This window comes from Streptomyces sp. iso_384, from assembly GCF_056172905.1.
This window is the reverse complement of sequence record NZ_JBWBTT010000001.1, coordinates 1,499,915-1,521,613: the sequence shown is the minus strand read 5'-3', so window position 1 is coordinate 1,521,613 and position 21,699 is coordinate 1,499,915. Positions and strand designations below refer to the sequence as shown.

The following is a 21,699-nucleotide window of genomic DNA, read 5'->3' as shown; positions in this document are numbered from 1 at the left end:
GGTGTGGGCAGATACACCCATCTTGCCTGACACCCGCCCCCGGACGGAAACCCGTCCACCCACCGACACCGGAGCACCGGTCACCTCATGCGCGTGGGCGCTCACTCACCGTCGGCACCCGGCTGCTTCCGACGGAGGAGGAAGACCGCGCCGCCACCCACGACGAGCAGTCCGATGGCGACCGCGGCGAGCATCGGGGTGGCGCTGGAGCCGCCGGTCGCGGCGAGATCGCCCTCCAGCCCCGAGGTGGTGGAGCCGGTGGTGGCCGGGACGGACTGCTGGGCGCTCTGCGTGCCGATGTCGTTGCCGTCGGCGTCCTCGCTCTCCCGGTCCAGCACGCTGCCGCTGGTGGCGCAGTCGAGCACCCCGGTGAAGGTCCGGGCGAACCCGGCGGGCCCGGTGATGGTGACGTCGTACGCCTGGTCCTCGGCGACCGGGACCGTGACCGTGCGGGTGGCCCCGGCGGCGACGGTGTGCTCGGTGCCGGCCAGTTCGAAGGTGAACGGCTGGTCGCCCCGGTTGGCGACCGTGACGTCCACACCGCCCGCGGCGCAGTTCTTCCGGGCGGTCAGTGCGGGTGCGGCGCCGGTCTCGGCCCAGGTGGCGCTCGCCCGGGCGCTGACCGTGGACTCGCTGGAGCCGGCCAGGATCTGGGTCTGGGTGCGGCCGGCCCCGGCGAAGGCCCGGCCGACCGGCACGGAGGTGGTGGCCTGGACCGCCAGGGAGGCGGTGCCGTCGGCGGTGTCCTTCGGTACGGCGAAGTAGAGCCGGTCCCCGTCCGCCGCCGCGGTGACGGGGGCGCCCTTCTCGTCCGTGATCGCGATGCCGCTGGCCGCCGCGTCCACCGGGGGCGACACCGAGACCTGGTCCGCGTCGGTGCGTACGGTCACGGGGCCGAGCCGCTCACCGGCCCGCCCGGCGACGGCGGCCGGTTCCAGGGTCAGCGAGGCCCGCGGCTCCTTCGTGTCGCGGGCGCTGCGCTGCAGCCAGTCGGCGAGCTTCTCCGCCTGCTTGTCCGATGCGGTGACATCGGCGTTGTCCGAGTAGCGCCAGATGGCGACCTGGGTTCCGGCGGCGGCGGTCCGCTCGGTCAGCGGGCCGGTGCCGGCCGCGTCGGCGAGCGCGGCCAGGTCGTCGACCCGGGGGTAGGAGTGCTGGAGGATCCAGCGGATCTTCCCCGCGTTGCGGTTGCCGCCGAGCGAGGTCTCGGCCCAGGGGGTCTCCACATACTTCGCCTGGTCCTGGGTGGGGTTGTGGAGGTCGACGCAGTAGGTCTTGAGCTTGCCGCCGCCGTCGACGGTCATCTCGAACAGCCCGGCCGGCAGTTCCTGGGTCCGGTCGGGCGCCCCGTTCTTCCCCGCGATGCGGAGCACGGCGCTGTCGAAGGTCTTCAGCCCGTCGAGCACCGCGGCCGCGCCGCCGTGGTGCCGGCCCGGGTCGTCGGCGGCCGCGGGTCCGGCGCCGACGAGTGCGGTAGCCGCGACGAGACCGGAGAGCAGCAGTGCAGCGACCGGGCGGAGGATCCCGCGGCCCGGAGGCGCCCCTGTCGTGCCGGACGACGCAGCGGACGCTGAAGACGCAGAAAACACAGAATTCCCCTCCGGGCGAGGCCCTCGCGCGTGGTGCGCGTGTGGGGAATGCCTCGCCAGCAGACCCAAGTGACCCATGAGCACTGGGAATCCTAAAGAACGGGCGAAGGGCAGTCCCCCGTACTGCCCTTGCACAACCATTCCGAATCGGAATCGTTATCGCGGGATGCCGTCGACCATGGCGCCGATCAGCCTTTTCAGGACACTGCCGCCATTGCGCCTCCGTGTTCCGGCTGTTTCGGCGACGCCTCCGCGTCGCCGTCCGTGACCCGTCCCGGACGCTCCGTCAGAACGGTTTCGGTTCTGGCCGCCCGGCGGAAGGCGGCCGTTCCCCTGCTCAGGTCGTGGCCGATGGCGACGGCCTCGACGTCGACGAACGTCCTTCGCTGACCGGCCTGTTCCTCCTCGCGAACCTTCAACCGGCCGTGCACGACCAAGGGTTCTCCGACCGAAACGGAACCGGCGAGATTCGTGGCGAGCGTGCGCCAGGACCAGACGGTGTAGAAGCTGGTGCGGCCGTCGGCCCAGAGCTGTTTCTCACGGTCCCAGCGGCGCGGAGTGACGGCGAAACGGAATCGCGCCATTCCGCCGGTGGGCGTCTCCCGGAACTCCACCGCCGTGGCGGCGTTTCCCACCAGGGTCACCAAGGTCTCGTTCATTTTCCCGCCCCCGTTTTCCTTGTCGCACCGCTTCGTACGGAGTCGGGCGACTCCGTACCGTGTGCGATCTCCATGGTGGACGCCGGGCGGGAATCGCGTCGGGGCCTGTGGACTACCGGCCGGTTGTGGAAAACTTCGTCACCGTCACATACCGCTCGCGCACTTCCCGGTAGCGCACCAGCTCGGCCGCGACGGGGTCCAGGACCCTGGCCCGGCCGCACCCGGCCGCCGCCTCGCGCAGCCGTCGCTCGGCGTCCTGCCCGTACCGTCGGGCCGGCCCCCGGATGGCCGCGGCGCAGGACCACTCCACCAGCGGGCCGCCGACGACTCCGGCCAGCATGATGAGCGCGGGCGTGACGAGACCCGGCTCCAGGACGCCGATGATCTGGCCGACCAGCCACAGGCCGCCGAAGATCTGGAGCAGCGTCATCGACACCTGGGCCAGCACCGCGGCCGGCCACCACTTCGGCCGGGGCGGCTTGGCCGGGCGGCCACCGGGCGGGGGGCCGGCGACGGCGGCCCGGCCCGCCTCCGTTCCCCCGCCCCGCTTCGACGGGGCAGGGCCTCCGGCCTTGACCGCCAGTTCGTCCAGCGCCTCGGGCAGCCCCTGCGCCCCGGTGAACGCGGCCTCGCGCACCGCCTGCGCCCAGGGGCCCGGCAGCCCGTCGGCGGCGTCGTCCGCGACGATCCGTACCGCCTGCTCGACCCGCTGCCGGGCCGTCAGTTCCTCCTCGGGCGGGATGAGCGCCTGGCCCATCCGGTCCAGGCTGCCGGGCAGGCCCCGGTTCTCGTACCAGCGCCAGAGCCGCAACCACGGTGTCCCGCAGGCCCGGCTCGCGTTGCGGCGCCACTCGCGCTCGGCGGCCTGCCCTGCGGCCGCCGCGCCGACGGCCTCGGCCAGCCGGTCGGTGAACTCATCGCGGGCCCGCTCGCCGAGTCCGGGCCGGCCATCGGCCACGTACACCGGGCGCAGCCGCGCCGCCGCCGCGTCGATGTCGGCGGAGAGCCGGCGGGTGGCGGCCGTGCGGTCCTGGACGAAGCGGCCGACCATCTCGCGGAGTTCGGGCACGCCGTCGCCGGTGAGCGCGGACAGGGACATGACGGTGGCGCCGGGTTCGCCGTGCTCGCCGAGCGCGATGCCGTCCTCGTCGAGGAGGCGGCGCAGATCGTCCAGGACGAGGTCGGCGGCCTCGCCGGGCAGCCGGTCGGTCTGGTTGAGGACGACGAAGGTGACCTCCGCGTGTCCCGCGAGCGGGCGCAGATAGCGCTCGTGGAGGGCGGCGTCGGCGTACTTCTCCGGATCGACGACCCAGATCACCGCGTCGACCAGGGCCAGGACCCGGTCCACCTGGTCGCGGTGTTCGGTGGCGGCCGAGTCGTGGTCGGGCAGATCGACCAGGACGAGCCCCTGGAGCGCCTCGTCGAAGGCGGCGGGCCCGGGGTGGGGCCTGCGCCGCAGCCGGCCGGGGACGGCGAGCCGGTCCAGCAGTCCGGCGGCCCCGTCGGTCCAGCTGCACGCGATGGGCTGGGAGGTGGTGGGCCGGCGCAGCCCGGTGTCGGAGATCGGGGCCCCGGCGAGCGCGTTGAACAGGGTCGACTTGCCGCTGCCGGTGGCTCCCGCGATGGCGATGACCGTGTGCCGCGAGGAGAGCCGCTGACGGGCGGCGGCCTCGTCCAGCACACGGCCCGCCTCGGCGAGGGTGTCCCGGTCGAGCCGGGCGCGGGAGAGTCCGACGAGTTCGCGCAGGGCGTCGAGCCGGGAGGGCAGCGGCCCGTCGGCAGGGGCGTACGCCTCGACCTGCGGCTGGGCCTCGTCCTGGTCGGGCGTACGCGGTGCGGACTCCCCGGCCTCGCGGGCCTCGGCCGCCGCGGCGCGCCGGGCGATGAGCCCGTCGTCCCAGCGCCCGGGTCCGGCCCCGTCCGAAGTCCCCGTCCCCGCGCCCGTACCTTTCCCCTCGCCGTTCCCCGTGCCTCTCCCCCTGCCCTTCCCCTCGCCGTTCCCCTTGACGTTCCCCGGGCCCTGGTCCTCGTCCGTGACGGCAGTCATCGCTGCCACCTCTCCTTCTGCAGTACGGAAAGCGCGGCGATCAGTTCGGCCTGGGGTTCGGGGGCCACGTCGAGGGCGTCGAGCGGGGCGAGACGGCGGTCGCGTTCGCCGCCGAGTACCTGGTCGAGATAGGTGGTCAGCAGCTCACCGCCCTTGTCGCGCAGGCGCAGCGCGCCCTGGGCGCCGATGCGTTCGGCGAGCTGCTCCCCCGCCGTACGGGCGCGCCGTCCGCCGAGGAGAGCGGCGGCGAGCAGTGCGGCGACGCTCTCGGGGGCGGGCGCCACGCTGCGGTCGAGCTGGCGCACCTCCTCCTCGGCCAGCTCCTCCAGGACCCGCCGCCACCGGCGTACGGCGACGGCGATCCGCCCTTCGACGTCCTCGGCGGGCCCCCAGCCACCGGCCTCCCGCCCGGCCCCCTCGAACCGGAACAGGGCCCCGGCGGGCTCGCGGCGCCACTGGGTGCGGATCTGTTCGTCGGCGGCGGAGACCGAGCACTGGAGCAGGGCCACCAGGCTGTCGACGAGGGCTTCGAGGAGTTCCTCGGGCGAGCTGTAGAGCGGGTAGCCGCGCCACCGGGTCCGCGCGTCCCCGGAGAGCACCGCTCCGCTCTTGAGGCGGCGCCTGATCCGGGCGGCCTCCTTGCCGTACGCGTCCTCGACCACTCCGGTCAGCCGTACGGAGGCGGCGTACTGGGCGGCGACGGCGGAGGCCAGTCCGGGCATCCGTACGTTGAGCGACTCGATGACGCCGGAGGCCGTGCGCCCCACCGCCTGCTGCCGGGCGGCGGGGTCCTGGGCCCGGTGGGCGAGCCAGGCGCGCAGCGGGGCGACCGCGGTGGTGGGGAGCAGTCCGCTGCCGCCGCCCGCGGACTCGGGGAGTTCGGGGATGGTGAACCGGGGTACGTCCCCGAGTCCGGCCCGGGTGAGCAGCGCCGCGTACTGCCGGGACACCTCGGCGATCACCTGGTGGGGCACCCGGTCGAGGACGGTGACGAGGGCCGCGTCGTACTCCTTCGCGGTACGCAGCAGATGCCAGGGCACCGCGTCGGCGTAGCGCGAGGCGGTGGTGACCATCACCCAGACGTCGGCGGCGCAGATGAGTTCGGCGGCGAGGACCCGGTTGCGGACGACGAGCGAGTCGATGTCGGGGGCGTCCAGCAGCGCGAGCCCGCGGGGCAGGCTCACCGCGGTCTCCACCCGCAGCGCGGTCTCCTCGTCCGCTCCCCGTGCGGCGAGGTCGTCGAGCCCGTCCGGGTCGGGCGCCTGCCCCGGCGGCAGCCAGATCCGGGTCAGCTGCGGCAGGACCCGCACCCCGGCGAACCAGTGGTGATCGTCCGGGTGGCAGACCAGCACCGGGGTCCGGGTGGTGGGCCGCAGCACCCCGGCCTGACTGACCCGGCACCCCACCAGCGAGTTGACCAGCGTGGACTTCCCGGCCCCGGTGGATCCGCCGATCACGGCGAGCAGCGGGGCCTCGGGGTCCTTGAGGCGTGGCAGGAGGTAGTCGTCGAGCTGGGCGAGGAGTTCGACCCTGGTCTGCCGGGCGCGTTCGGCCCCCGGCAGGGGCAGTGGAAGACGCACGGCGGCGACACGGTCGCGCAGGGCGGAAAGTGCGTCGATGAGCTGAGGCCGTACGTCCATGGTCACCACATGCGAAGAATGCCCAATTTTGAAGCCTTTTTGAAGCGTATAGACCCCTCTGCGCGGCGGTTCCACCCTCTGGACAGAGTCAGGACAGAGGGGACGAGTGGGGCAGGGGCATAACGAGTACACAACACCCGGCGCGTGGAAAGCGAAAACCGATGCAGGAATCGCACCTACCTGCGATTATCGTTTCGCTTCACCGAACCTCCACATCGTGCCACGCAGGTGAAGCAACCGGGTCCAGGGGATCGGAGCCCTATCCTTGTCCCGGCACGGCCACGGAACCACCGATCAGGACTCCCGGCCCCCGTAGCTCAGTGGATAGAGCAGGCGCCTTCTAAGCGCTTGGCCGCAGGTTCGAGTCCTGCCGGGGGCGCACGACCGCACGACCGTGAGGCCCTCCGCGCAGGAGGGCCTTTTCGTCGCTCGGAGGACGTTAGCGAGCACGGCGTCATGGCGGCGTAAGCGAGCTACGCGTCCCGCCGCCGCAGCAGCACCAGTGCGCCGAGCGCGAGCGCCGTCGTGCAGGCGGCGACCAGGAGCAGGGAGGGCCAGGGGCCCAGACTGCCCACCGTGCCGGCGGCGGCGTCCGAGGTCTGGGTGAGCTTTTCCAGGGCGGCCGTCGGCGAGAGGCCGGCGATCCAGCGTTCGGCGTCGCCGAAGAGCGGGCCGAACAGGGACGGCAGGAGCAGCAGGCCGATCACTGTGGTGACCGCGCCCGCCGAGTGCCGTACGAGGGTGCCGACGGCGAGACCCAGTACGGCCGCCACCGCGAAGGACGCGGCGATCCCGAACAGGGCGGGCAGCGGCTCGCCCTGGGCGTACCGGCCGTCGGGGAGCATGGCGTCGCCGACGAGGTAGGCGGCCGTGCAGGAGGCCAGGGCGAGGACGTACATCACGCCCGCCACCAGGGCGGCCTTGGCGGCGAGGACCGCGGTGCGGCTCGGCACGGCGGCGAACGTCGTCCGGATGGTGCCGCTGCTGTACTCCCCCGTCACCACCAGCGCGCCCACCACCGCCGCCAGCATCTGGGCGACGACGGAGAGGGTGAGGCTGCCGCCGAGGACCGTGTCGTCGGACTGGAGGCTTCCGGTCGTGGCGACGAACACCGCGCCCAGAACCGGGAGTACGGCGGTCGCCACGGTCGTCCACACCGTGGAGCGCACGCTGCGGAACTTGATCCACTCGTAGGCCATGGCCTGGGATCCGAGAGCGGGTGTCGTCATCGGACTGTCTCCTTCCGGCCGGGCGCGGCGGCCCGGTCATCGGCCCTGTCCTCGGCCCTGTACTCGGCCCGGTCCTCGGCCCTGTACTCCACCGAGGACTGCGAGAGCGCCGTGTAGACCTCCTCCAAGGAGGAGTGGGCGGGGGTGAGTTCATGGACGGCTACGCCGTGGTCGCGGGCCAGGTCGCCGATGGTGGCCGTGTCCGGTCCTTCGACCCGCCAGCCCCCCGTGGCGTCCAGACGGACCCGTGCACCCGCCCTTTCCAGCAGCGCCCGGAGCCTCTGCGGTTCGGGGGACCGTACGAGCGTGTGCGCGCGGGAGTTGGTCTCGATGAAGTCGCGCATCGTCGTGTCCGCGAGGAGCCGGCCCTGCCCGATCACGACGATGTGGTCGGCCGTCAGTTCCATTTCGCTCATGAGGTGGCTGGAGAGGAAGACCGTGCGGCCCTCCGCCGCCAGGGACCGCATCAGTCCCCGGATCCAGCGGATGCCCTCGGTGTCGAGGCCGTTGACCGGTTCGTCGAGGATCAGCACCTCCGGGTCCCCGATCAGCGCCGCCGCGATGCCGAGCCGCTGGGCCATGCCGAGCGAGAAGCCCTTGGTGCGCCTGCGGGCCGTCGCGGCGGGCAGGCCCACCAGGTCCAGCACCTCCTCGACGCGGCGGCGCGGGATGCCGTTGCTCGCGGCGAGTCCGGCCAGGTGGTGGTAGGCGGAGCGGCCGCCGTGGACGCCCTTGGCGTCGAGCAGCGAGCCGACCGACCGCAGCGGTACGGGCAGGTCGGCGTAGGCCTTTCCGCCCACAGTGACACGCCCCGCGCTCGCGGAGTCCAGGCCGAGGATCAGGCGCATCGTGGTCGACTTCCCGGCGCCGTTCGGGCCGAGGAAGCCGGTCACCCGGCCGGGCCGGACGGTGAACGACAGCCGGTCGACAGCGGTCCGCCCGCCGTAGCGTTTGGTGAGTTCCGTTGCTTCGATCATGCGGCCGACGCTACGAGCGTGCCCCGGGTCGCGAATCCTCCGGCGGGAGCCGGGGCCTACTCCCGCCGGAGTACGGCCCGCTTCAGCGTTCGCCCGCTCTGACCAGGCCCGTTTCGTACGCCATCACCACCAGCTGGGCCCGGTCGCGGGCGCCCAGCTTCGTCATGGTCCGGCTCACATGGGTCTTCGCGGTCAGCGGACTCATGATCAGCTCCTTGCCGATCTCCTCGTTGGACAGCCCGGCGGCGACGAGCGCCATGACCTCGCATTCCCGGCCGGTGAGGACGGCGAGCCGTTCGGCGCCCGCCGCCTCGGGGGCCTTCAGCCGGGCGAACTCCTCGATCACCTGACGGGTGACGGCGGGGGCGAGCAGGCTCCGCCCCGCCGCGACGTCACGGATCGCGGCGCGCAGGTCGTCCGGCTCGATGTCCTTGAGCAGAAAGCCCGCGGCACCGTGGCGGAGGGCCTCGAAGACGTACGCGTCGACCTGGTACGTGGTGAGCATGACCACGCGGACCCCGTCGAGGGTGCGGTCGGCGGCGATCAGGCGGGTGGCCTCCAGGCCGTCGACCCCGGGCATCCGGATGTCCATCAGCACGACGTCCGGGCGGGTCGTGCGGACCGCCTCGACGGCGCGGGCCCCGTCGGCGGCCTCCGCGACGACGACCAGGTCGTCGGTGAGGTCGAGCAGGGCGCGGAATCCGGCCCGTACGACGGTCTGGTCGTCGGCGAGGACCACGCGGACGGGCCTGCTCCCGCCCTCTGGCGCAGGTCGTGTCATGGCGTCGCTCCCTCGGCCGGCAGCACGGCGTGAACGCGGAATCCGCCGCCCGGCACCGGACCGTACGTGACGCCGCCGCCCACCGCGACCGCCCGTTCCCGCATGCCGATCAGGCCGAAGCCCCGGTCGGCGGGCGGTGCGGCGGACGGCGACACGGGTGGGCCGTCGTCCACCACCTCCACGGTCAGCCGGCCGGCGGCGCGGGTCACCGACACCGCCGCATGCCGCGCCGCCGAGTGCCTCACCACGTTGGTCAGCGCCTCCTGCACGATCCGGTACGCCGTGGCCTCGACGACCGCCGGGAAGGCGGCGTCCCCCGTGTCCCGGCGCAGGCTGACCCGTACCCCGCCCGCCTCGACCCCCGCCACCAGCTCGTCCAGCTGGTCGAGGCGGGGCGCCGGGGCCGTGGACTCCGCCTCGCGCAGGACGGAGAGCGTGGCGCGCAGTTCCCGTACGGCTTCCTTGCCGGAGGCGCGCACCTGCGTCATCGCCCGCCGTGACACCTCCGGCGCGGCGTCCAGCGCGTCGAGGGCCACCCCGGCCTGCACGGTCATCGCGCTCACCGTGTGCGCGAGGATGTCGTGGATCTCCCTGGCCACCCGCACCCGCTCCTGGCGGACCCGGCGGGCGGCCTCCCGTTCCCGGTCCTCCTCGGCCCGGGCGGCGCGCGCCGCGTACGCCGCCAGCAGCTCCCGGCGGGTCCGCACCACCTCGCCCAGGAGCAGCGGAACGAGCGGCCAGACCATCTCCAGCACCGGCAGCCCCTGCGGGTTGACCACGTCCCGGCCGACCTTCAGCGCCACCGCACCCGAGACCGTCGCGGCGATCAGCCCGGTCCACAGCGTGCGCCGGCGGTCGCCCAGCACCGCGACCGTGTACAGCGCCACGATCACCGGGAGGTTCAGCAGTTCACCGATGTGCCCGTGCAGCGCCCACCCGGCACACGCCGCCCCGGTCGCACAGACCACCGGAACAGGCCAACGGCGGCGGCACACGAGCGCTGCCAGCGAGACCGCCAGGAGGGTCCAGGTCAGTGCGTCCGCCTGACGGTAGCCGGGTTCGTTGACGGCCGCGTCGGCGGTGGTGAGCGCCCCCACCACCGCCACCACCAGCAGATCCGCGACGATCGGCGGCAGGGCGCGCGCACGGGCGGCCAGGCGGTCGAAGGTCATCACCCCCTCACGGTAGAAGGCGGGGCGTCCGGCCGCATACGACAGCGGGAGTAGCCACGGGAGTGGCGTCGGGAGGCTCCGGCGGCCACGCACTTCGGGCAGGAGTTCGGGCAGACCCGGACGGGAGTTCGAGCCCGGTGAAACCTTCCGCCCGACGGGACGTTCGGCGGGTCCCGGAAGCGGGCAAATCGATCAGGGGGCCCGAAGGCGGAATCCCCACCACAGGCGCTCCCGACCGCCCCGACATCCGGCGGGAGTACGCGGCTCCGCGCCGCCGTCCGTCCACCGTTCCCGCCGCCCCCCACACCGAAGCGCCCGCGTGACCTACGCACCATCAGGGAAAGGAGCGCCGCGATGGCGACGCCACTGTCCGCCGACAAGCTGCTCAAAGCACTCCGTGACGAAGGCCTCCGCGTCGTCGAACACCGGAGCTGGCGTACCAACAACCGGAACCACAAGGGTCCCTGGGGCCCCACGCACGGGGTGATGATCCATCACACCGTCACCTCGGGCACCGCGGCCTCCGTCGAGCTCTGCTACAACGGCCACTCCGCCCTGCCCGGTCCGCTCTGCCACGGGGTCATCGCCAAGGACGGCACCGTCCACCTCGTGGGGAACGGGCGGGCCAACCACGCCGGACTCGGCGACGACGACGTCCTGCGCGCCGTCATCGCGGAGAAGGCGCTGCCCCCGGACAACGAGGCCAACACCGACGGCAACCGGCACTTCTACGGCTTCGAATGCATCAACCTCGGCGACGGCAAGGATCCCTGGCCGGCGGCCCAGCTGCTGGCGATCGAGCGGGCCGCCGCTGCCGTCTGCAGGGCGCACGGCTGGTCGCAGCGGTCGGTGATCGGGCACCTGGAGTGGCAGCCGGGCAAGGTCGATCCGCGTGGGTTCACCATGAACTCGATGCGCACCCGGATCGGCAAGCGGCTCGGCGGCGCCCCGGACGGGCCCTCCAAGCCGCCGCCGAAGCCGACCTACGAACCATTCCCCGGGGCCGCGTTCTTCAAGGTCGGCCGCAACAGCGCGATCGTCACGGCGATGGGCAAGCGGCTGGTGGCCGAGGGGTGCGGACGGTACACGGTGGGTCCGGGTCCCGCCTGGTCCGAGGCCGACCGGAAGTCGTACGCCGCATGGCAGCGCAAGCTGGGCTACTCGGGCTCCGACGCGGACGGCATTCCCGGGAAGAGCAGTTGGGACCGGCTGAAGGTGCCCAACGTGTGACGGGTACGGGCAGTGGGCCCGGCGTGCCCGGTGTACCGGCGTCGCCCGGCTCTCCTCCCCGCGGGAGGAGAGCCGGGCGCAGGTCAGCGGTTGAAGCCGCTGCCCAGGTGCGCCGTCGTGGCGAAGGGTTCGAGTGGCCGCTCGCACTCCTCGCGACCGGTGTACCGGGTGAAGGGCCCCTGCCTCGTACCGCAGTTCACGCTCTAAGGTTTCCTCGCCGATGCGGCGACGGGCACGTGTGCCCGGCGACCTGGCGATGGTCCGCTCATGACTGCGAAGGACGGTGCGATGACGGCCGAGGTGCGAACGGTGCGGGCCGGAGAGCTGGACCGGTACGCCGATGGGATCCGCGAGGTGTACGCGCGGGCGTTCGCGGCCCCGCCCTGGAACGAGGATCCCGCGACGGCCGACGCCTATGCGGAGCGGCTCGCACGGGACGCGCTGCGGCCCGGGTTCACCGTGGCGGTGGCGACGGCCGGGGGTACGGTGACCGGTTTCGCCACGGCCTGGATCACCCCGGAGGCCTTTCCGGCCGACCGCAGCTACGGGCAGGTCGCCGAGGCGCTCGGGCCCGGGCGCACGCGGGCGTGGCTGTGCGGCGCGCTGGAGGTGAACGAACTGGCGGTCGCGCCGGAGGCCCACGGCGCGGGGCTCGGCACGGCACTCCTGCACGCGGTGACCCAGGCCGCCCCGGACGGCCGTTGCCGGCTGCTGACCTCCGTACGGGCCGAGGCGGCGCTGCGCCTGTACGAGCGGACCGGCTGGCGGCGGTTCGACACTCCCTTGCCCGGCGCGGCCGCCCTCGTCGTGCTGCTCGGCCCCCGCCACCCGCAACGGGCCGAGGCGGACGGGCGGGCGGGCGGGCGGGCGGGCGGCTGACTCCTACAGCGTGACCGCCAGCAGGACGCACGCCACCAGGTTGAACGCGGTGCGCACCTGGTGGAAGGTGTTCCAGCGGGACTCGAAGGCCGCGCGGGCCGCGCTGTCGTCGCCGCCCTCGGAGGCGGCGAGGGCGCTGTTGAGCGGGACGTTGCCGGCGATGGTCACCAGGTGGCTGATGACCACGCAGATCAGCGCTCCCAGGACGGCCGGCCCCGTGGTCTCGTTGTGCTCGCCGAGGCCGGTGAAGAACGCGGCGGCGGGAAGCGCGACGGCTCCGACGAACAGGACGAGGAAGACGGGTCCGGGAACCTTCTCGTTGAAGCGGCGCATGGCCGCTGTGAACTGTTTGTCCGTCAGCTCGGCCAGACCGGGCATGACCGCGATCAGGAAGGTCAGCATGAAGCCCGCGTAGAGGCCGTTGACGATCGCCGAGAGCACCAGGAACAGGGAGGTCATGGCGGACATCATGACCTGCGAGGGTAACCCCGCACCGGCCTTTTCCGCATGAATGTACGAGCCCGGCGAGGTGCACCGGGGAGAGCCGGGGCGGAGCGCACCGGGGGCGCGAGGCAGGAGCGCCCGGCCCGGCCAGGTGCCCGCTGCCCCGCCCAGCCCTTCGCCTCAGCCGATCTCGCCCTCGCTCGATTCCGGTCCGTCGTCCGTGCCGGCGCCGCCCTCCAGCCGGTCGGCCTGTCCGATGGCCGTGGCCAGCTTGCTGACGGCGCTGTCCTCGGTCGTCCCGGCCAGTGCGGACGCCCGGGAGGCGAGTTCACCGAGGCCGGGCGCGCCGGGCAGGTCGCCGTGGCGCAGATGGTCGGCGAAGTACGCGGCCACGGCCGCCACTTGCAGCCGGTCGTGCTCGCCGCTCCACAGCGGGCCGTCGATCGCCCCGGTGGTGACCGTTCCGGTCTTCTCCTGGGCCTTGCGGGTCTTGGGGTCGAGCCAGCGCACGGTGGCCTTGGCCACGGTGCCGGACGCGCCCTCGCGCAGCCGTACCGCGTACAGAGCGGTCACCGTGTGGCCGGGGCCGACCTCGCCGCCGTCGACGCTGTCGTCGCGGAAGTCCTCGTCGGCGACCTTGCGGTTCTCGTAGCCGATCAGCCGGAACTGCTGCACGGTCTTCCGGTCGAACGCCACCTGGGCCTTGGCGTCGCGGGCCTGGATTTCGAGGTGGGCGGGCAACTGGTCGACGAAGACCTTGCGGGCCTGCTCCTCGTCACCGACGTAGGTGGTGTTCCCGTCGCCCTTGTTGGTGAGCTTTTCCATGAACGCGTCGCCGTAGTCGCTGCCGACGCCGACGCCGAAGAGGGTGATGCCGTACTCGCGGCGGGCGGAGTCGATCTTCTTCAGGATGCCCTCGGCCTCGGTGTCACCGGTGTTGGCGAGGGCGTCGGAGAGGAGCACCACCCGGTTGGTGGCGCCTTCACGGTGGCCGTCGACGGACTTCTCGTAGCCGAGGGTGATGCCCGCCTCGACGTTGGTGGACTGCGCCGGCCGCATCTCCTCCACCGCGTCCTTGATCCGGTTCCGGTTGCCCTTCACCCGGGTCATCGGCAGCCGGGTCTCGGCCTCGTTGCTGAAGGTGACCAGGGCGATGGAGTCGTCGTCGCGCAGTTCGTCGGTGAGGATGTTCAGCGACTTCCTGACCAGGTCGAGGCGGCCGGTCTCGGCCATGGACCCCGAGATGTCGACGACGAACGTGAGTGCGGCGGGGGGCCGTTCGGCGGTGGACGGGGCGGCCTCGGTGGCCAGCCCGACCCGTAGCAGCGACCAGTCGGAGGATCCGGTTCCGCCGCCCTTCGCGATCTTCCCGTCCTTCCCGGTGTCGATGCGCGCACCGTCGACGTTCACCGAGAAGCCGGGGCCCTTCGGCCGTTCGTACCCCTGGCGGAAACTGTTGACGAACTCCTCGGGGCGTACGTCCTCGGCGCTGGGCAGACCTCCGTCGCCGAGGGTGCGGCGTGCGTAGCCGTAGCTGGCGGTGTCCACGTCCAGGGCGAAGGTGGAGAGATAGTCGGGCGCCTTGACGTCCGGCGCGGCGGAGGCCCCGTTCTCCCCGGACTGCCGGCCCTTCTCGGGCACCGCCGCGTCCGGCGCGGGCTGCCCGCCGCCGGTCGATCCCTGCCCGTTGCGCTTGCCCGAGCTCAGATCCCGGGTGGTCCCCGAGCCGCCGTCGCTCGCGCCGCAGGCGGTGATCAGCAGGGCGCCGGCCAGGAGCAGTGCCATGCCTCCGGCCCGGCGCCCCACCCGGCCCCCTGCACGCTCTTCGTTTCGTCGGCTGATCTGATCCATGTGCAACCCCCCACGTCGTCACGGTGTCCTCGACACCTGTGAATGTGACGTACGGGACCGCCGACCGGAGTCGACGAAAGCGTTGCGGAACCATCTCGATGCGGCAACAGCGGGCCGTCCGCGGACGGAAACCCGCGGAACATCAGGTTCAGGACACGATGTCCTTACGACTGAACCCCCGGAAGGCCAGCGCGAACAGAATCAGGGCATAGGTCACTGATACGGTCGCGCCCTTGATCATGCCGCCCCACTCCAGTTGCGGCTGGAGCGCGTCGGCCCAGGCGAACTGCCAGTGCGCGGGCAGGAAGTCGCGCCAGGAGCCGAGTGCGGTGACCGCGTCGAGCACGTTGCCGACGATGGTGAGGCCCACCGCGCCGCCGACCGCGCCGAGCGGGGCGTCCGTCTTCGTGGACAGCCAGAACGCAAGGCCAGCGGTGACCAGTTGGGAGACGAAGATGAACGCCACGACGATCGCGAGGCGCGGCACCGTGTCCCCGGCGGCCAGCGCTCCCCCGGTGGGCAGTTTCAGCGGCCCCCAGCCGTAGGCCGCCGTGCCCGCCGCCAGCGCGACGAGCGGCAGCAGCACCATCGCGGCCAGGCTGAAGCCGAGCGCGACGACGAGCTTGGACCACAGCAGCCGGACGCGGGGCACGGGTGCGGCCAGCAGATAGCGCAGCGAGGACCAGCTCGCCTCGGAGGCGACGGTGTCCCCGCAGAACAGGGCCACCGGCACGACCAGCAGGAATCCGGCCGAGACGAACAGCGAGGTGGCGGCGAAGTTCGCGGCGGACTCGGTCGCCACGTCCATCAGGTTGATCCGGCTGCCGCCGCCCCGGCCCCCGCCGCCGTCCTCGCCGTCCGGCGTGCCGCCGATCGCGAAGGCGATGATCAGGATGAACGGGAGGGCGGCGAGCACCCCGCCCATGAGCAGGGTGCGGCGGCGGCGCAACTGGCGCATGGCCTCGACGCGGAGGGGAAGCGTGCGCCCGGCGCGGTAGCCCGCGGCCTCCGGGTGCTCGGTCTCCACCCGGACCGCGGGCGGCTGGACGGGGGCGCTCATGCTGCTCCTCCGGAGATCAGGGTGAGGAAGGCGTCCTCCAGGCGGCGGTGCGGTCCGACGCCGGTGACCGGGACGTCGAGCCGGACGAGGTCGGCGACGAGCCGCGAGGTGGTGGCCCCGTCGAGGCGGACGAGGAGCCCCCGCCCGTCGTCGGTGCGGACGGCGGAGCCGATGCCGGGCAGCGCGGCGACCTTCTCCGCCAGCGGCTCGGACACCTCCTCGGCCGTGGTCACCAGGATCATGTCGCCGGATCCGGTGATCTCGGCGACGGGTCCGGCCTGTACGAGCCGGCCCCGGTCCATGACGACCAGGTGCGTGCAGGACTGCTCGACCTCCGAGAGGAGGTGGCTGGAGACGATGACGGTCCGGCCCCCGGCCGCGTACCGGATCATCACGTCCCGCATCTCGCGGATCTGCGGCGGGTCCAGCCCGTTGGTCGGCTCGTCCAGGATCAGCAGATCCGGCATGCCGAGCATGGCCTGCGCGATGGCGAGCCGCTGCCGCATGCCCTGGGAGTACGTCCGCACTGCACGGGCCAGCGCGTCGCCGAGGCCGGCGATCTCCAGGGCCTCGTCGATGTGGGAGTCCTCGGCGGGCCGGCCGGTGGCCTGCCAGTACAGATCGAGGTTGGCGCGCCCGGAGAGGTGCGGCAGGAAGCCCGCCCCCTCCACGAACGCCCCGACCCGGGACAGCACCGGGGCGCCCGGCCGGATGGCCTGCCCGAAGACGCGGATCTCGCCCTCGTCGGGGGTGATGAGCCCCATGAGCATGCGCAGGGTGGTCGTCTTGCCCGCGCCGTTGGGCCCGAGGAGTCCGAGGACCTGGCCCTTCTCGACGCGGAAGGACAGCTCGCGCACGGCGTACCGGTCCACGGACTTCGCGTACTTCTTCGAGAGCCCGGTGATCTGGAGCGGTACGTCGGTGAGTTCGGGGTCCGGGGCGGGCGTCGCGGTCCGCCGCCGGGCGGTGAGCAGGAGTGCGGCCGCGATGACGAGGGCGGCGGCCGGGAGGCCCCAGGTCCACCAGGGGAGGGCGGCCGCGGCGGTCTTCACGGCGGGTGCGGTGGGGACGCTCAGCGGTCCGTCGAGGGTGACGCTGTACGTGGCGGGCTCGGCCGGGGAGGCGTAGCCGAGGTCCGTCGCGGAGAACACGAGGCGCAGCCGGTGTCCGGCGTCGAACTCGTGGTCCACGGCGGGCAGCGCCAGCTCGACCGGTTTGCCCTGCCGACCGGGGGTGATCCGGTAGGGGGCGACGAGCTGGTGGGGCAGCACCTGCTGCCTGCCGTCCGGCGACACGTCGTACACCTTGCCGAAGAGCACCGCGTCCCGGTCGCCGCTCGCCGTCACGTTCACCTTGACGGTGGGCGTGCCGGTGACGCGTACGGAGGTGTCCAGCGGCGCGGACTCGAACCGGCCGAACTGCCCGGGGAAGTCGAGCGAGAGCCCGACGCCGAGGGAGGAGAGCTGGGCGAGTCCGCCGCCGACGCCGGGCACGGCGGAGATGGCGGGCGGCGCGGCCCCGGCCGGGTTGCGGAAGGTCTTGGTCCCGCCGCCGAGCGCGATGTCCCGGCCGCCGCTGCGCAGCCCCGGGTAGGTGTCGCTGCTCGCCCCGCGCAGGAGGGCGGCGCCGTCGGTGGAGTCGACGCCTCCGGTCCGGCTGACGCGGAAGGCCGGCCCGGTGGCGGTGCCGGTGTCCTCCTTGAGATACCGGTCGAACCAGGAGCCGACCCGCCCCTCCACCCGGCTCGTCTCGCTGTCGCCGCCGTCGTGCCCGCCCGAGATCCAGTCGACGGACACGGGTGCGCCGTTGGCGCTGATGGCCTTCTGCATGGCGTCGGCCTGGCCGAGCGGGAACAGGGAGTCGGACTGCCCCTGGAGGAGCAGTGAGGGCACCTTGATGCGGTCGGCGACGGCGGACGGCGACCGCTCGGTGAGCAGTTTCACCGCTTCGACGTCGGGCTTCCCGCTGACGGCGACCCGTTCGTACATCTCGCAGAGCCGCTTCTCGAACTTCTCGCAGCCGCCGCCGGTGGTGATGAAGATGCCGGCCCAGAGCTTCTTGAAGACCCCGTCGGGGAAGAGGGCGTCGGCGAGGTTCCAGTAGGTGATCACGGGCGCGATGGCGTCGACCCGTTCGTCGTGCCCGGCGGCGAGCAGGGAGACGGCCCCGCCGTAGGAGGCGCCGGTGAGCCCGACCCGGGGGTCGCCCTTGCCGTCCAGCTCCACGTCGGGCCGTGTCGCCAGCCAGTCGATGAGCCGGGAGACGTCCTTGACCTCGTGGTCCGGGTCGTTGAGGGAGATCTTCCCGCCGGACTTCCCGAATCCGCGCGCCGACCAGGTCAGCACGGCGTATCCGTCGGCGGCCAGCTTCTCGGCCTGGGCCCTTACGTCGTTCTTGCTGCCGCCGAACCCGTGCCCGATGAGCACGGCGGGCCGCTTACCGGAACCCTTGGCGTGGAAGTACGAGGTGTCGATCGGCACCCCGTCCATGCGCAGGATCCGGTCCTCGCGCTGCACGGCGGGCGGGCCGTCGTCGGCGACGGCGGACCAGGTGCCGCCGCCCACGAGCACGGCGAGCGCGGCGCCGACCGCGGCCCACCGGCCAGGTGTACGGGGCAGCAGGCGCCGCCATCGAGCAGTAGGGGTCTCCATCCCTCGACCCTAAACGGAGGACGCAAGCCGGTTGAGTGCCGCCAGGGGGAGGTGAACGGCATCCCTGAGAGGTACGCTCCGCCCCCGCCGTACTCCGGACGCGGTACGGAACCCGTACGGAAACCCTTATCCCAGGAGGCCATTGTGGACATTCGCCGCGCCACGACCGTCACGGAGCTGCTGGCCGCCGGCCACCTCTTCGACGCACCGCCCCGCGAGGTCTGGGCCACCCGCTTCCTCGCCGCGGACGGTCACGTGATGCTGATCGCGTACGTGGACGGCGTCCCGGTGGGCCTCGTCTCGGGCATCGAGATGCTGCACCCGGACAAGGGCACGGAGATGTGCCTGTACGAACTCGGCGTCGACGAACCGTTCCGCCGCCGGGGCATCGGCAGGGCCCTGACGCTGGCGCTCGTGGACCTCGCCCGGGAGCGGGGGTGCTACGACCTGTGGGTCGGGGTGGAACACGACAACGCGGCGGCCCTGGCGACGTACGGGGCGGCGGGGGCGCGGGACGACGGCGGGTTCCGGGGGCTGGTGTGGGAGTTCGGGGACACCACCGCGGACGGGAGTCAACCCTGACGTTCGTCGGGGGGCGCTCCTGCCCTTCGGCCCCCGCGCCTGGCGGTCGTCCCTCCGTACGTTCGCCGTATGGCACAGCACACACGACAACACCACTGGCCCACCAGGCTATTCGGGTCGTTCGCCCTGACGGCGACGGCGGCGGCCGTGATCACGATGCTCTCCCCGGGAGGGCTGGGGCGGCCCGGACCGACCGAGGTCACGGTCGGGGCGTCCGTGTCCGCGTACCGCTCACTGACGGAGGCGGCCGGCGATGCCCCGGGGTGGGTGGGCCACCTGCTGGAGCTGTCGTCGGAGGCCACCCTGATCGTCCTCGGCCTGCTGCTGCTCGGGGTCTGCTGGACCGCCCTGCGCCGGAGGGATCCGGACACGGTGGCGGGGACCGTGCTCATCGGCGTCGGGACCGTGGTGGCGTACGCCGTCAGCGAGGCGCTGAAGCTGGTCGTCGACGAGGAGCGGCCGTGCCGTGCGCTGGACGGCGCCGAGGCCGTCGCCGCGTGCCCGGAACCGGGCGACTGGTCGTTCCCCAGCAACCACGCCACCCTGGCCGCCGCCCTCGCGGTCGGGCTCGCCGTACGGCGGCCCCGACTGGCTGCGGTGACCGTGCCGTTGGCGGTGGCGGCGGCACTGCTGCGGGTCCTGGTGGGGGTCCACTACCCGCACGATGTGCTCGCCGGCGCACTGCTCGGCGGTGCGGTGGTCACCTCGGTGCTCCTGGTGCTGGTGCGCCCCGCCGGTCTGCTCGCCTCAGCGCTGCTCGGGCGGTGGTGGGGGCAGGATCCCGGCCTCGTGGGCGACGACGGCGGCCGCGGCCCGGTTGTCGACGCCGAGGCGGGACAGGACGGAGCTGACGTGCGCCTTGACCGTGCCTTCGACCAGGTGCAGCCGCCGGGCGATCTGCCCGTTGGAGAGTCCGCCGCCGAGGTGCGCCAGCACTTCGCGCTCCCTGGGCGTCAGCCCGGCGACCCGCTCCCGGGCGGCGTCCCGCCGTTCGGCCAGGGCTCCGGCCCCGGTGGACGCGAGGTGCGCGACCACCCGGGCGGCGACCTTCGGTGAGAGGTAGGCGGCACCGTCGGCCACGGCCCGGACCCCGGCGACCAGTTCCTCGGGCTCGCCGGACTTGATCAGGAATCCGGCGGCCCCGGCTCCCAGCGCCCGAAGGATGTAGTTGTCCTCGCCGAAGGTGGTCAGCATGACGACGCCGGTGTCGGGCAGGGTGCGCCGGATCTCGGCGGCCGCGTCGATGCCGTTGGTGCCCGGCATCCGCACGTCGAGGACGGCGACGTGCGGGCGGTGTGCCCGGACCAGCTCCACGGCCTCGTGCCCGTCGGCCGCCTCGGCGACGACCTCGATGCCCGGGTCGGTGGCGAGCACGGCGCGTACCCCGGCCCGGATCATGGGCTCGTCGTCGGCGACGAGCACCCGGACGGGTCCGGCCGCCGCCGTGTCGGCCCGGCTCATCGGGCGCTCACGGGTGTCAGCGCGTCGCGGGAGACCAGCCTGCCGTCCCGGAAGCAGAGCCGGTACGCGTCTCCGGACCGGTCGTCGAAGCGGTCGGCGGTCATCGCGTAGAACTCGCACGTCACTCCCTGTTCCTGCCGTTCGTCCTTTTCCTCCGGTCCGGCGGGCGTCGGCCGCGCCGTCGTCTGGCGGTCAGGCAGCACCTTCTGGATCTCCGACCGATCCTGCCCCACCCGAAGGCGGGCGTAGTCGCCCGGGTCGAGGACGGACCGGGACGCGGCCACGGTCTCCCACGTCCCGACCACGGCGAGCAGCACGGCGCCCGCCGCCAGAGGCACGGTCAGCGCGGTGAGCAGGGTGCGGCGGACGCGCCGCCGGGCCCGCCGGTAGCCCGGGGGCGCGGGGCTCTCCCGGTTGTCGGTGGGCCACGGCGGGATCTGCGCGGGGGGCTGGTGGGGCAGCCGCGCGGAGACGGTGAAGCCGCCGTCACGGGGGCCGTGGTCGAGGGAGCCGCCGACGTGGCGGACGCGTTCGTCGAGCCCGATGAGCCCGCGACCGCCGTTGCCGGGAGGTGGGCCGGAAGGGTGCGCGGGCGGTTGCCCCGACCGTACGCCGGCCCCGGCCGCAGGGGCCCCGTTGCGGACGGCCACCCAGGTCTCCCTCGCCGTGTGCGACAGTTCGACGCTCACGGACGCCCCGGGCGCGTGCTTGGCCGCGTTCGTCAGGGCCTCCTGCACGACCCGGTGCGCGGCGCGCCCGACGGCGGGCGGCAGCCCCGACGCGTCGCCGTGCACGGAGAGTTCGACCGGGAGTCCGGAGGCGGCCGCGTCCCCGACGAGCCGGGCGATGTCGAAGTCACCCGGCCCCTGGGGCGGGCTTTCGCTCTCCTCGCGGAGGACGCCGATGACCTCGCCGAGGCGTTCCACCGCTGCCGCCGCCCGGCCCCGGATGTCCTGGGCGGCCCGCCGGTGCTGCTCGTCCAGGCCGGGCGCCAGTTTCAGGGCCCCGGCCGACAGGGCGATCAGGCTGAGGTCGTGGCCGAGCACGTCGTGCATGTCCTGGGCGATCCGGGCCCGCTCCAGCAGTCTCGCCTGCTCGGCGACCAACTGCCTTTCCCGTTGCATTTGTTCGGCCCGCTCCCAGCCGGCCCGGACCAGCTCCCGGTACTGGCGGGAGAACCGCCCCACGAACCAGGGCACCAGCACGGCGAGGACGATGACCGCGATGAACTGCGTCGCGAGCGTGAGCAGGGACGGCACGAAGGCCACCGCCACCGCCCCGGCCGCCAGGGCACCGGTCAGGAACAGGACAACGGTCCTGCCGCGCCCGGGCCCCCGTCCGGCGGCGAACGCGGCGATCGCGGTCGGCAGGCCCCACCACCACCCCACCAGGCTCAGCGCGCCGAACGCCGCCGTGGCGGGCACCAGCAGACCCCCCGGGTCCGCCC

Annotated in this window: 17 protein-coding genes, 1 tRNA gene and 1 pseudogene; 5 read left to right on the top strand and 14 right to left on the bottom strand. The window is 73.3% G+C overall.

Annotated features, from left to right (window positions below; all coding sequences use genetic code 11):
• Positions 1–101: 101 nt before the first annotated feature.
• The 4 genes from AC0VY3_RS06765 to AC0VY3_RS06750 form a co-directional block, all read right to left on the bottom strand.
• Positions 102–1,589, bottom strand: coding sequence for a Cys-Gln thioester bond-forming surface protein (locus tag AC0VY3_RS06765; RefSeq protein WP_475549204.1), 1,488 nt, complete (start codon positions 1,587–1,589; stop codon positions 102–104).
• A 197-nt stretch (positions 1,590–1,786) separates the two neighbouring features.
• Complete coding sequence (locus AC0VY3_RS06760; protein WP_103508795.1) at positions 1,787–2,248, bottom strand: single-stranded DNA-binding protein; 462 nt, start codon at positions 2,246–2,248, stop codon at positions 1,787–1,789.
• A 112-nt stretch (positions 2,249–2,360) separates the two neighbouring features.
• Positions 2,361–4,295, bottom strand: a complete 1,935-nt coding sequence (locus AC0VY3_RS06755) for a YfjP family GTPase (protein ID WP_475549203.1) — start codon at positions 4,293–4,295, stop codon at positions 2,361–2,363.
• The gene (locus AC0VY3_RS06750; protein ID WP_103508826.1) at positions 4,292–5,935 is read right to left on the bottom strand and encodes a dynamin family protein; all 1,644 of its coding nucleotides are present in this window, start codon (positions 5,933–5,935) and stop codon (positions 4,292–4,294) included. The genes AC0VY3_RS06755 and AC0VY3_RS06750 overlap by 4 nt, the downstream gene beginning before the upstream one ends.
• Positions 5,936–6,241: 306 nt before the next feature.
• Here AC0VY3_RS06750 and AC0VY3_RS06745 point away from each other — a divergent pair.
• Positions 6,242–6,314: transfer RNA gene (locus AC0VY3_RS06745), tRNA-Arg, on the top strand.
• A gap of 94 nt (positions 6,315–6,408) precedes the next feature.
• Here the strand turns inward: AC0VY3_RS06745 and AC0VY3_RS06740 are convergent.
• The 4 genes from AC0VY3_RS06740 to AC0VY3_RS06725 form a co-directional block, all read right to left on the bottom strand.
• Positions 6,409–7,164 carry an ABC transporter permease gene (locus tag AC0VY3_RS06740; protein ID WP_103508825.1) on the bottom strand — a complete coding sequence of 252 codons (756 nt, stop codon included), beginning with the start codon at positions 7,162–7,164 and terminating at the stop codon, positions 6,409–6,411.
• Positions 7,161–8,141, bottom strand: coding sequence for an ABC transporter ATP-binding protein (locus tag AC0VY3_RS06735; RefSeq protein WP_258047129.1), 981 nt, complete (start codon positions 8,139–8,141; stop codon positions 7,161–7,163). Before AC0VY3_RS06735 ends, AC0VY3_RS06740 begins: the two co-directional genes overlap by 4 nt.
• 82 nt (positions 8,142–8,223) lie before the next feature.
• Positions 8,224–8,922, bottom strand: coding sequence for a response regulator (locus tag AC0VY3_RS06730; RefSeq protein WP_103508824.1), 699 nt, complete (start codon positions 8,920–8,922; stop codon positions 8,224–8,226).
• Positions 8,919–10,094 (bottom strand): sensor histidine kinase, encoded by a 1,176-nt coding sequence (locus AC0VY3_RS06725; protein WP_103508823.1) that lies wholly within the window; start codon positions 10,092–10,094, stop codon positions 8,919–8,921. Before AC0VY3_RS06725 ends, AC0VY3_RS06730 begins: the two co-directional genes overlap by 4 nt.
• Before the next feature lie 354 nt (positions 10,095–10,448).
• Here AC0VY3_RS06725 and AC0VY3_RS06720 point away from each other — a divergent pair, with 354 nt between their 5' ends.
• Complete coding sequence (locus AC0VY3_RS06720; RefSeq protein WP_103508822.1) at positions 10,449–11,324, top strand: peptidoglycan-binding protein; 876 nt, start codon at positions 10,449–10,451, stop codon at positions 11,322–11,324.
• 288 nt (positions 11,325–11,612) lie between these two features.
• The gene (locus AC0VY3_RS06715; protein WP_475551648.1) at positions 11,613–12,203 is read left to right on the top strand and encodes an N-acetyltransferase family protein; all 591 of its coding nucleotides are present in this window, start codon (positions 11,613–11,615) and stop codon (positions 12,201–12,203) included.
• A 3-nt stretch (positions 12,204–12,206) separates the two neighbouring features.
• Here the strand turns inward: AC0VY3_RS06715 and AC0VY3_RS06710 are convergent, their stop codons facing one another.
• The 4 genes from AC0VY3_RS06710 to AC0VY3_RS06695 form a co-directional block, all read right to left on the bottom strand.
• Positions 12,207–12,674, bottom strand: coding sequence for an anthrone oxygenase family protein (locus tag AC0VY3_RS06710; protein WP_475549202.1), 468 nt, complete (start codon positions 12,672–12,674; stop codon positions 12,207–12,209).
• Positions 12,675–12,827: 153 nt separating this feature from the next.
• Positions 12,828–14,432 (bottom strand): vWA domain-containing protein, encoded by a 1,605-nt coding sequence (locus AC0VY3_RS06705; RefSeq protein ID WP_475549201.1) that lies wholly within the window; start codon positions 14,430–14,432, stop codon positions 12,828–12,830.
• Between the two features lie 214 nt (positions 14,433–14,646).
• Positions 14,647–15,558, bottom strand: coding sequence for an ABC transporter permease (locus AC0VY3_RS06700; RefSeq protein WP_103508818.1), 912 nt, complete (start codon positions 15,556–15,558; stop codon positions 14,647–14,649).
• The gene (locus AC0VY3_RS06695) at positions 15,555–18,209 is read right to left on the bottom strand and encodes an alpha/beta fold hydrolase (RefSeq protein ID WP_475549200.1); all 2,655 of its coding nucleotides are present in this window, start codon (positions 18,207–18,209) and stop codon (positions 15,555–15,557) included. Before AC0VY3_RS06695 ends, AC0VY3_RS06700 begins: the two co-directional genes overlap by 4 nt.
• Before the next feature lie 144 nt (positions 18,210–18,353).
• On the opposite strand from AC0VY3_RS06695, the gene AC0VY3_RS06690 reads away from it, so the two are divergent.
• Positions 18,354–18,791 (top strand): GNAT family N-acetyltransferase, encoded by a 438-nt coding sequence (locus AC0VY3_RS06690; RefSeq protein ID WP_475549199.1) that lies wholly within the window; start codon positions 18,354–18,356, stop codon positions 18,789–18,791.
• 69 nt (positions 18,792–18,860) lie between these two features.
• A pseudogene (locus AC0VY3_RS06685) lies at positions 18,861–19,577 on the top strand (phosphatase PAP2 family protein); the annotation flags it as partial.
• On the opposite strand, the gene AC0VY3_RS06680 reads toward AC0VY3_RS06685, so the two are convergent.
• Both AC0VY3_RS06680 and AC0VY3_RS06675 read right to left on the bottom strand, forming a co-directional pair.
• A complete protein-coding gene (locus AC0VY3_RS06680) occupies positions 19,539–20,252 on the bottom strand; it encodes a response regulator (RefSeq protein ID WP_242743016.1) in 714 nt (237 codons plus the stop codon). The pseudogene AC0VY3_RS06685 and the gene AC0VY3_RS06680 sit on opposite strands and share 39 nt — an antisense overlap.
• Positions 20,249–21,676: a sensor histidine kinase gene (locus tag AC0VY3_RS06675; protein ID WP_475551647.1), complete on the bottom strand. Its 1,428-nt coding sequence runs from the start codon at positions 21,674–21,676 to the stop codon at positions 20,249–20,251. The genes AC0VY3_RS06680 and AC0VY3_RS06675 overlap by 4 nt, the downstream gene beginning before the upstream one ends.
• Positions 21,677–21,699 lie beyond the last annotated feature (23 nt).

What these genes read in the sequence shown, in the direction of transcription:
- AC0VY3_RS06760 (WP_103508795.1), bottom strand. Translation starts at nt 2,248, where the DNA reads ATGAACGAGACCTTGGTGACCCTGGTGGGAAACGCCGCCACGGCGGTG.
- AC0VY3_RS06735 (WP_258047129.1), bottom strand. Translation starts at nt 8,141, where the DNA reads ATGATCGAAGCAACGGAACTCACCAAACGCTACGGCGGGCGGACCGCT.
- AC0VY3_RS06720 (WP_103508822.1), top strand. Translation starts at nt 10,449, where the DNA reads ATGGCGACGCCACTGTCCGCCGACAAGCTGCTCAAAGCACTCCGTGAC.
- AC0VY3_RS06715 (WP_475551648.1), top strand. Translation starts at nt 11,613, where the DNA reads ATGACGGCCGAGGTGCGAACGGTGCGGGCCGGAGAGCTGGACCGGTAC.
- AC0VY3_RS06705 (WP_475549201.1), bottom strand. Translation starts at nt 14,432, where the DNA reads ATGGCACTGCTCCTGGCCGGCGCCCTGCTGATCACCGCCTGCGGCGCG.
- AC0VY3_RS06755 (WP_475549203.1), bottom strand. Translation starts at nt 4,295, where the DNA reads ATGACTGCCGTCACGGACGAGGACCAGGGCCCGGGGAACGTCAAGGGG.
- AC0VY3_RS06730 (WP_103508824.1), bottom strand. Translation starts at nt 8,922, where the DNA reads ATGACACGACCTGCGCCAGAGGGCGGGAGCAGGCCCGTCCGCGTGGTC.
- AC0VY3_RS06740 (WP_103508825.1), bottom strand. Translation starts at nt 7,164, where the DNA reads ATGACGACACCCGCTCTCGGATCCCAGGCCATGGCCTACGAGTGGATC.
- AC0VY3_RS06725 (WP_103508823.1), bottom strand. Translation starts at nt 10,094, where the DNA reads ATGACCTTCGACCGCCTGGCCGCCCGTGCGCGCGCCCTGCCGCCGATC.
- AC0VY3_RS06710 (WP_475549202.1), bottom strand. Translation starts at nt 12,674, where the DNA reads ATGATGTCCGCCATGACCTCCCTGTTCCTGGTGCTCTCGGCGATCGTC.
- AC0VY3_RS06680 (WP_242743016.1), bottom strand. Translation starts at nt 20,252, where the DNA reads ATGAGCCGGGCCGACACGGCGGCGGCCGGACCCGTCCGGGTGCTCGTC.
- AC0VY3_RS06750 (WP_103508826.1), bottom strand. Translation starts at nt 5,935, where the DNA reads ATGGACGTACGGCCTCAGCTCATCGACGCACTTTCCGCCCTGCGCGAC.
- AC0VY3_RS06700 (WP_103508818.1), bottom strand. Translation starts at nt 15,558, where the DNA reads ATGAGCGCCCCCGTCCAGCCGCCCGCGGTCCGGGTGGAGACCGAGCAC.
- AC0VY3_RS06695 (WP_475549200.1), bottom strand. Translation starts at nt 18,209, where the DNA reads ATGGAGACCCCTACTGCTCGATGGCGGCGCCTGCTGCCCCGTACACCT.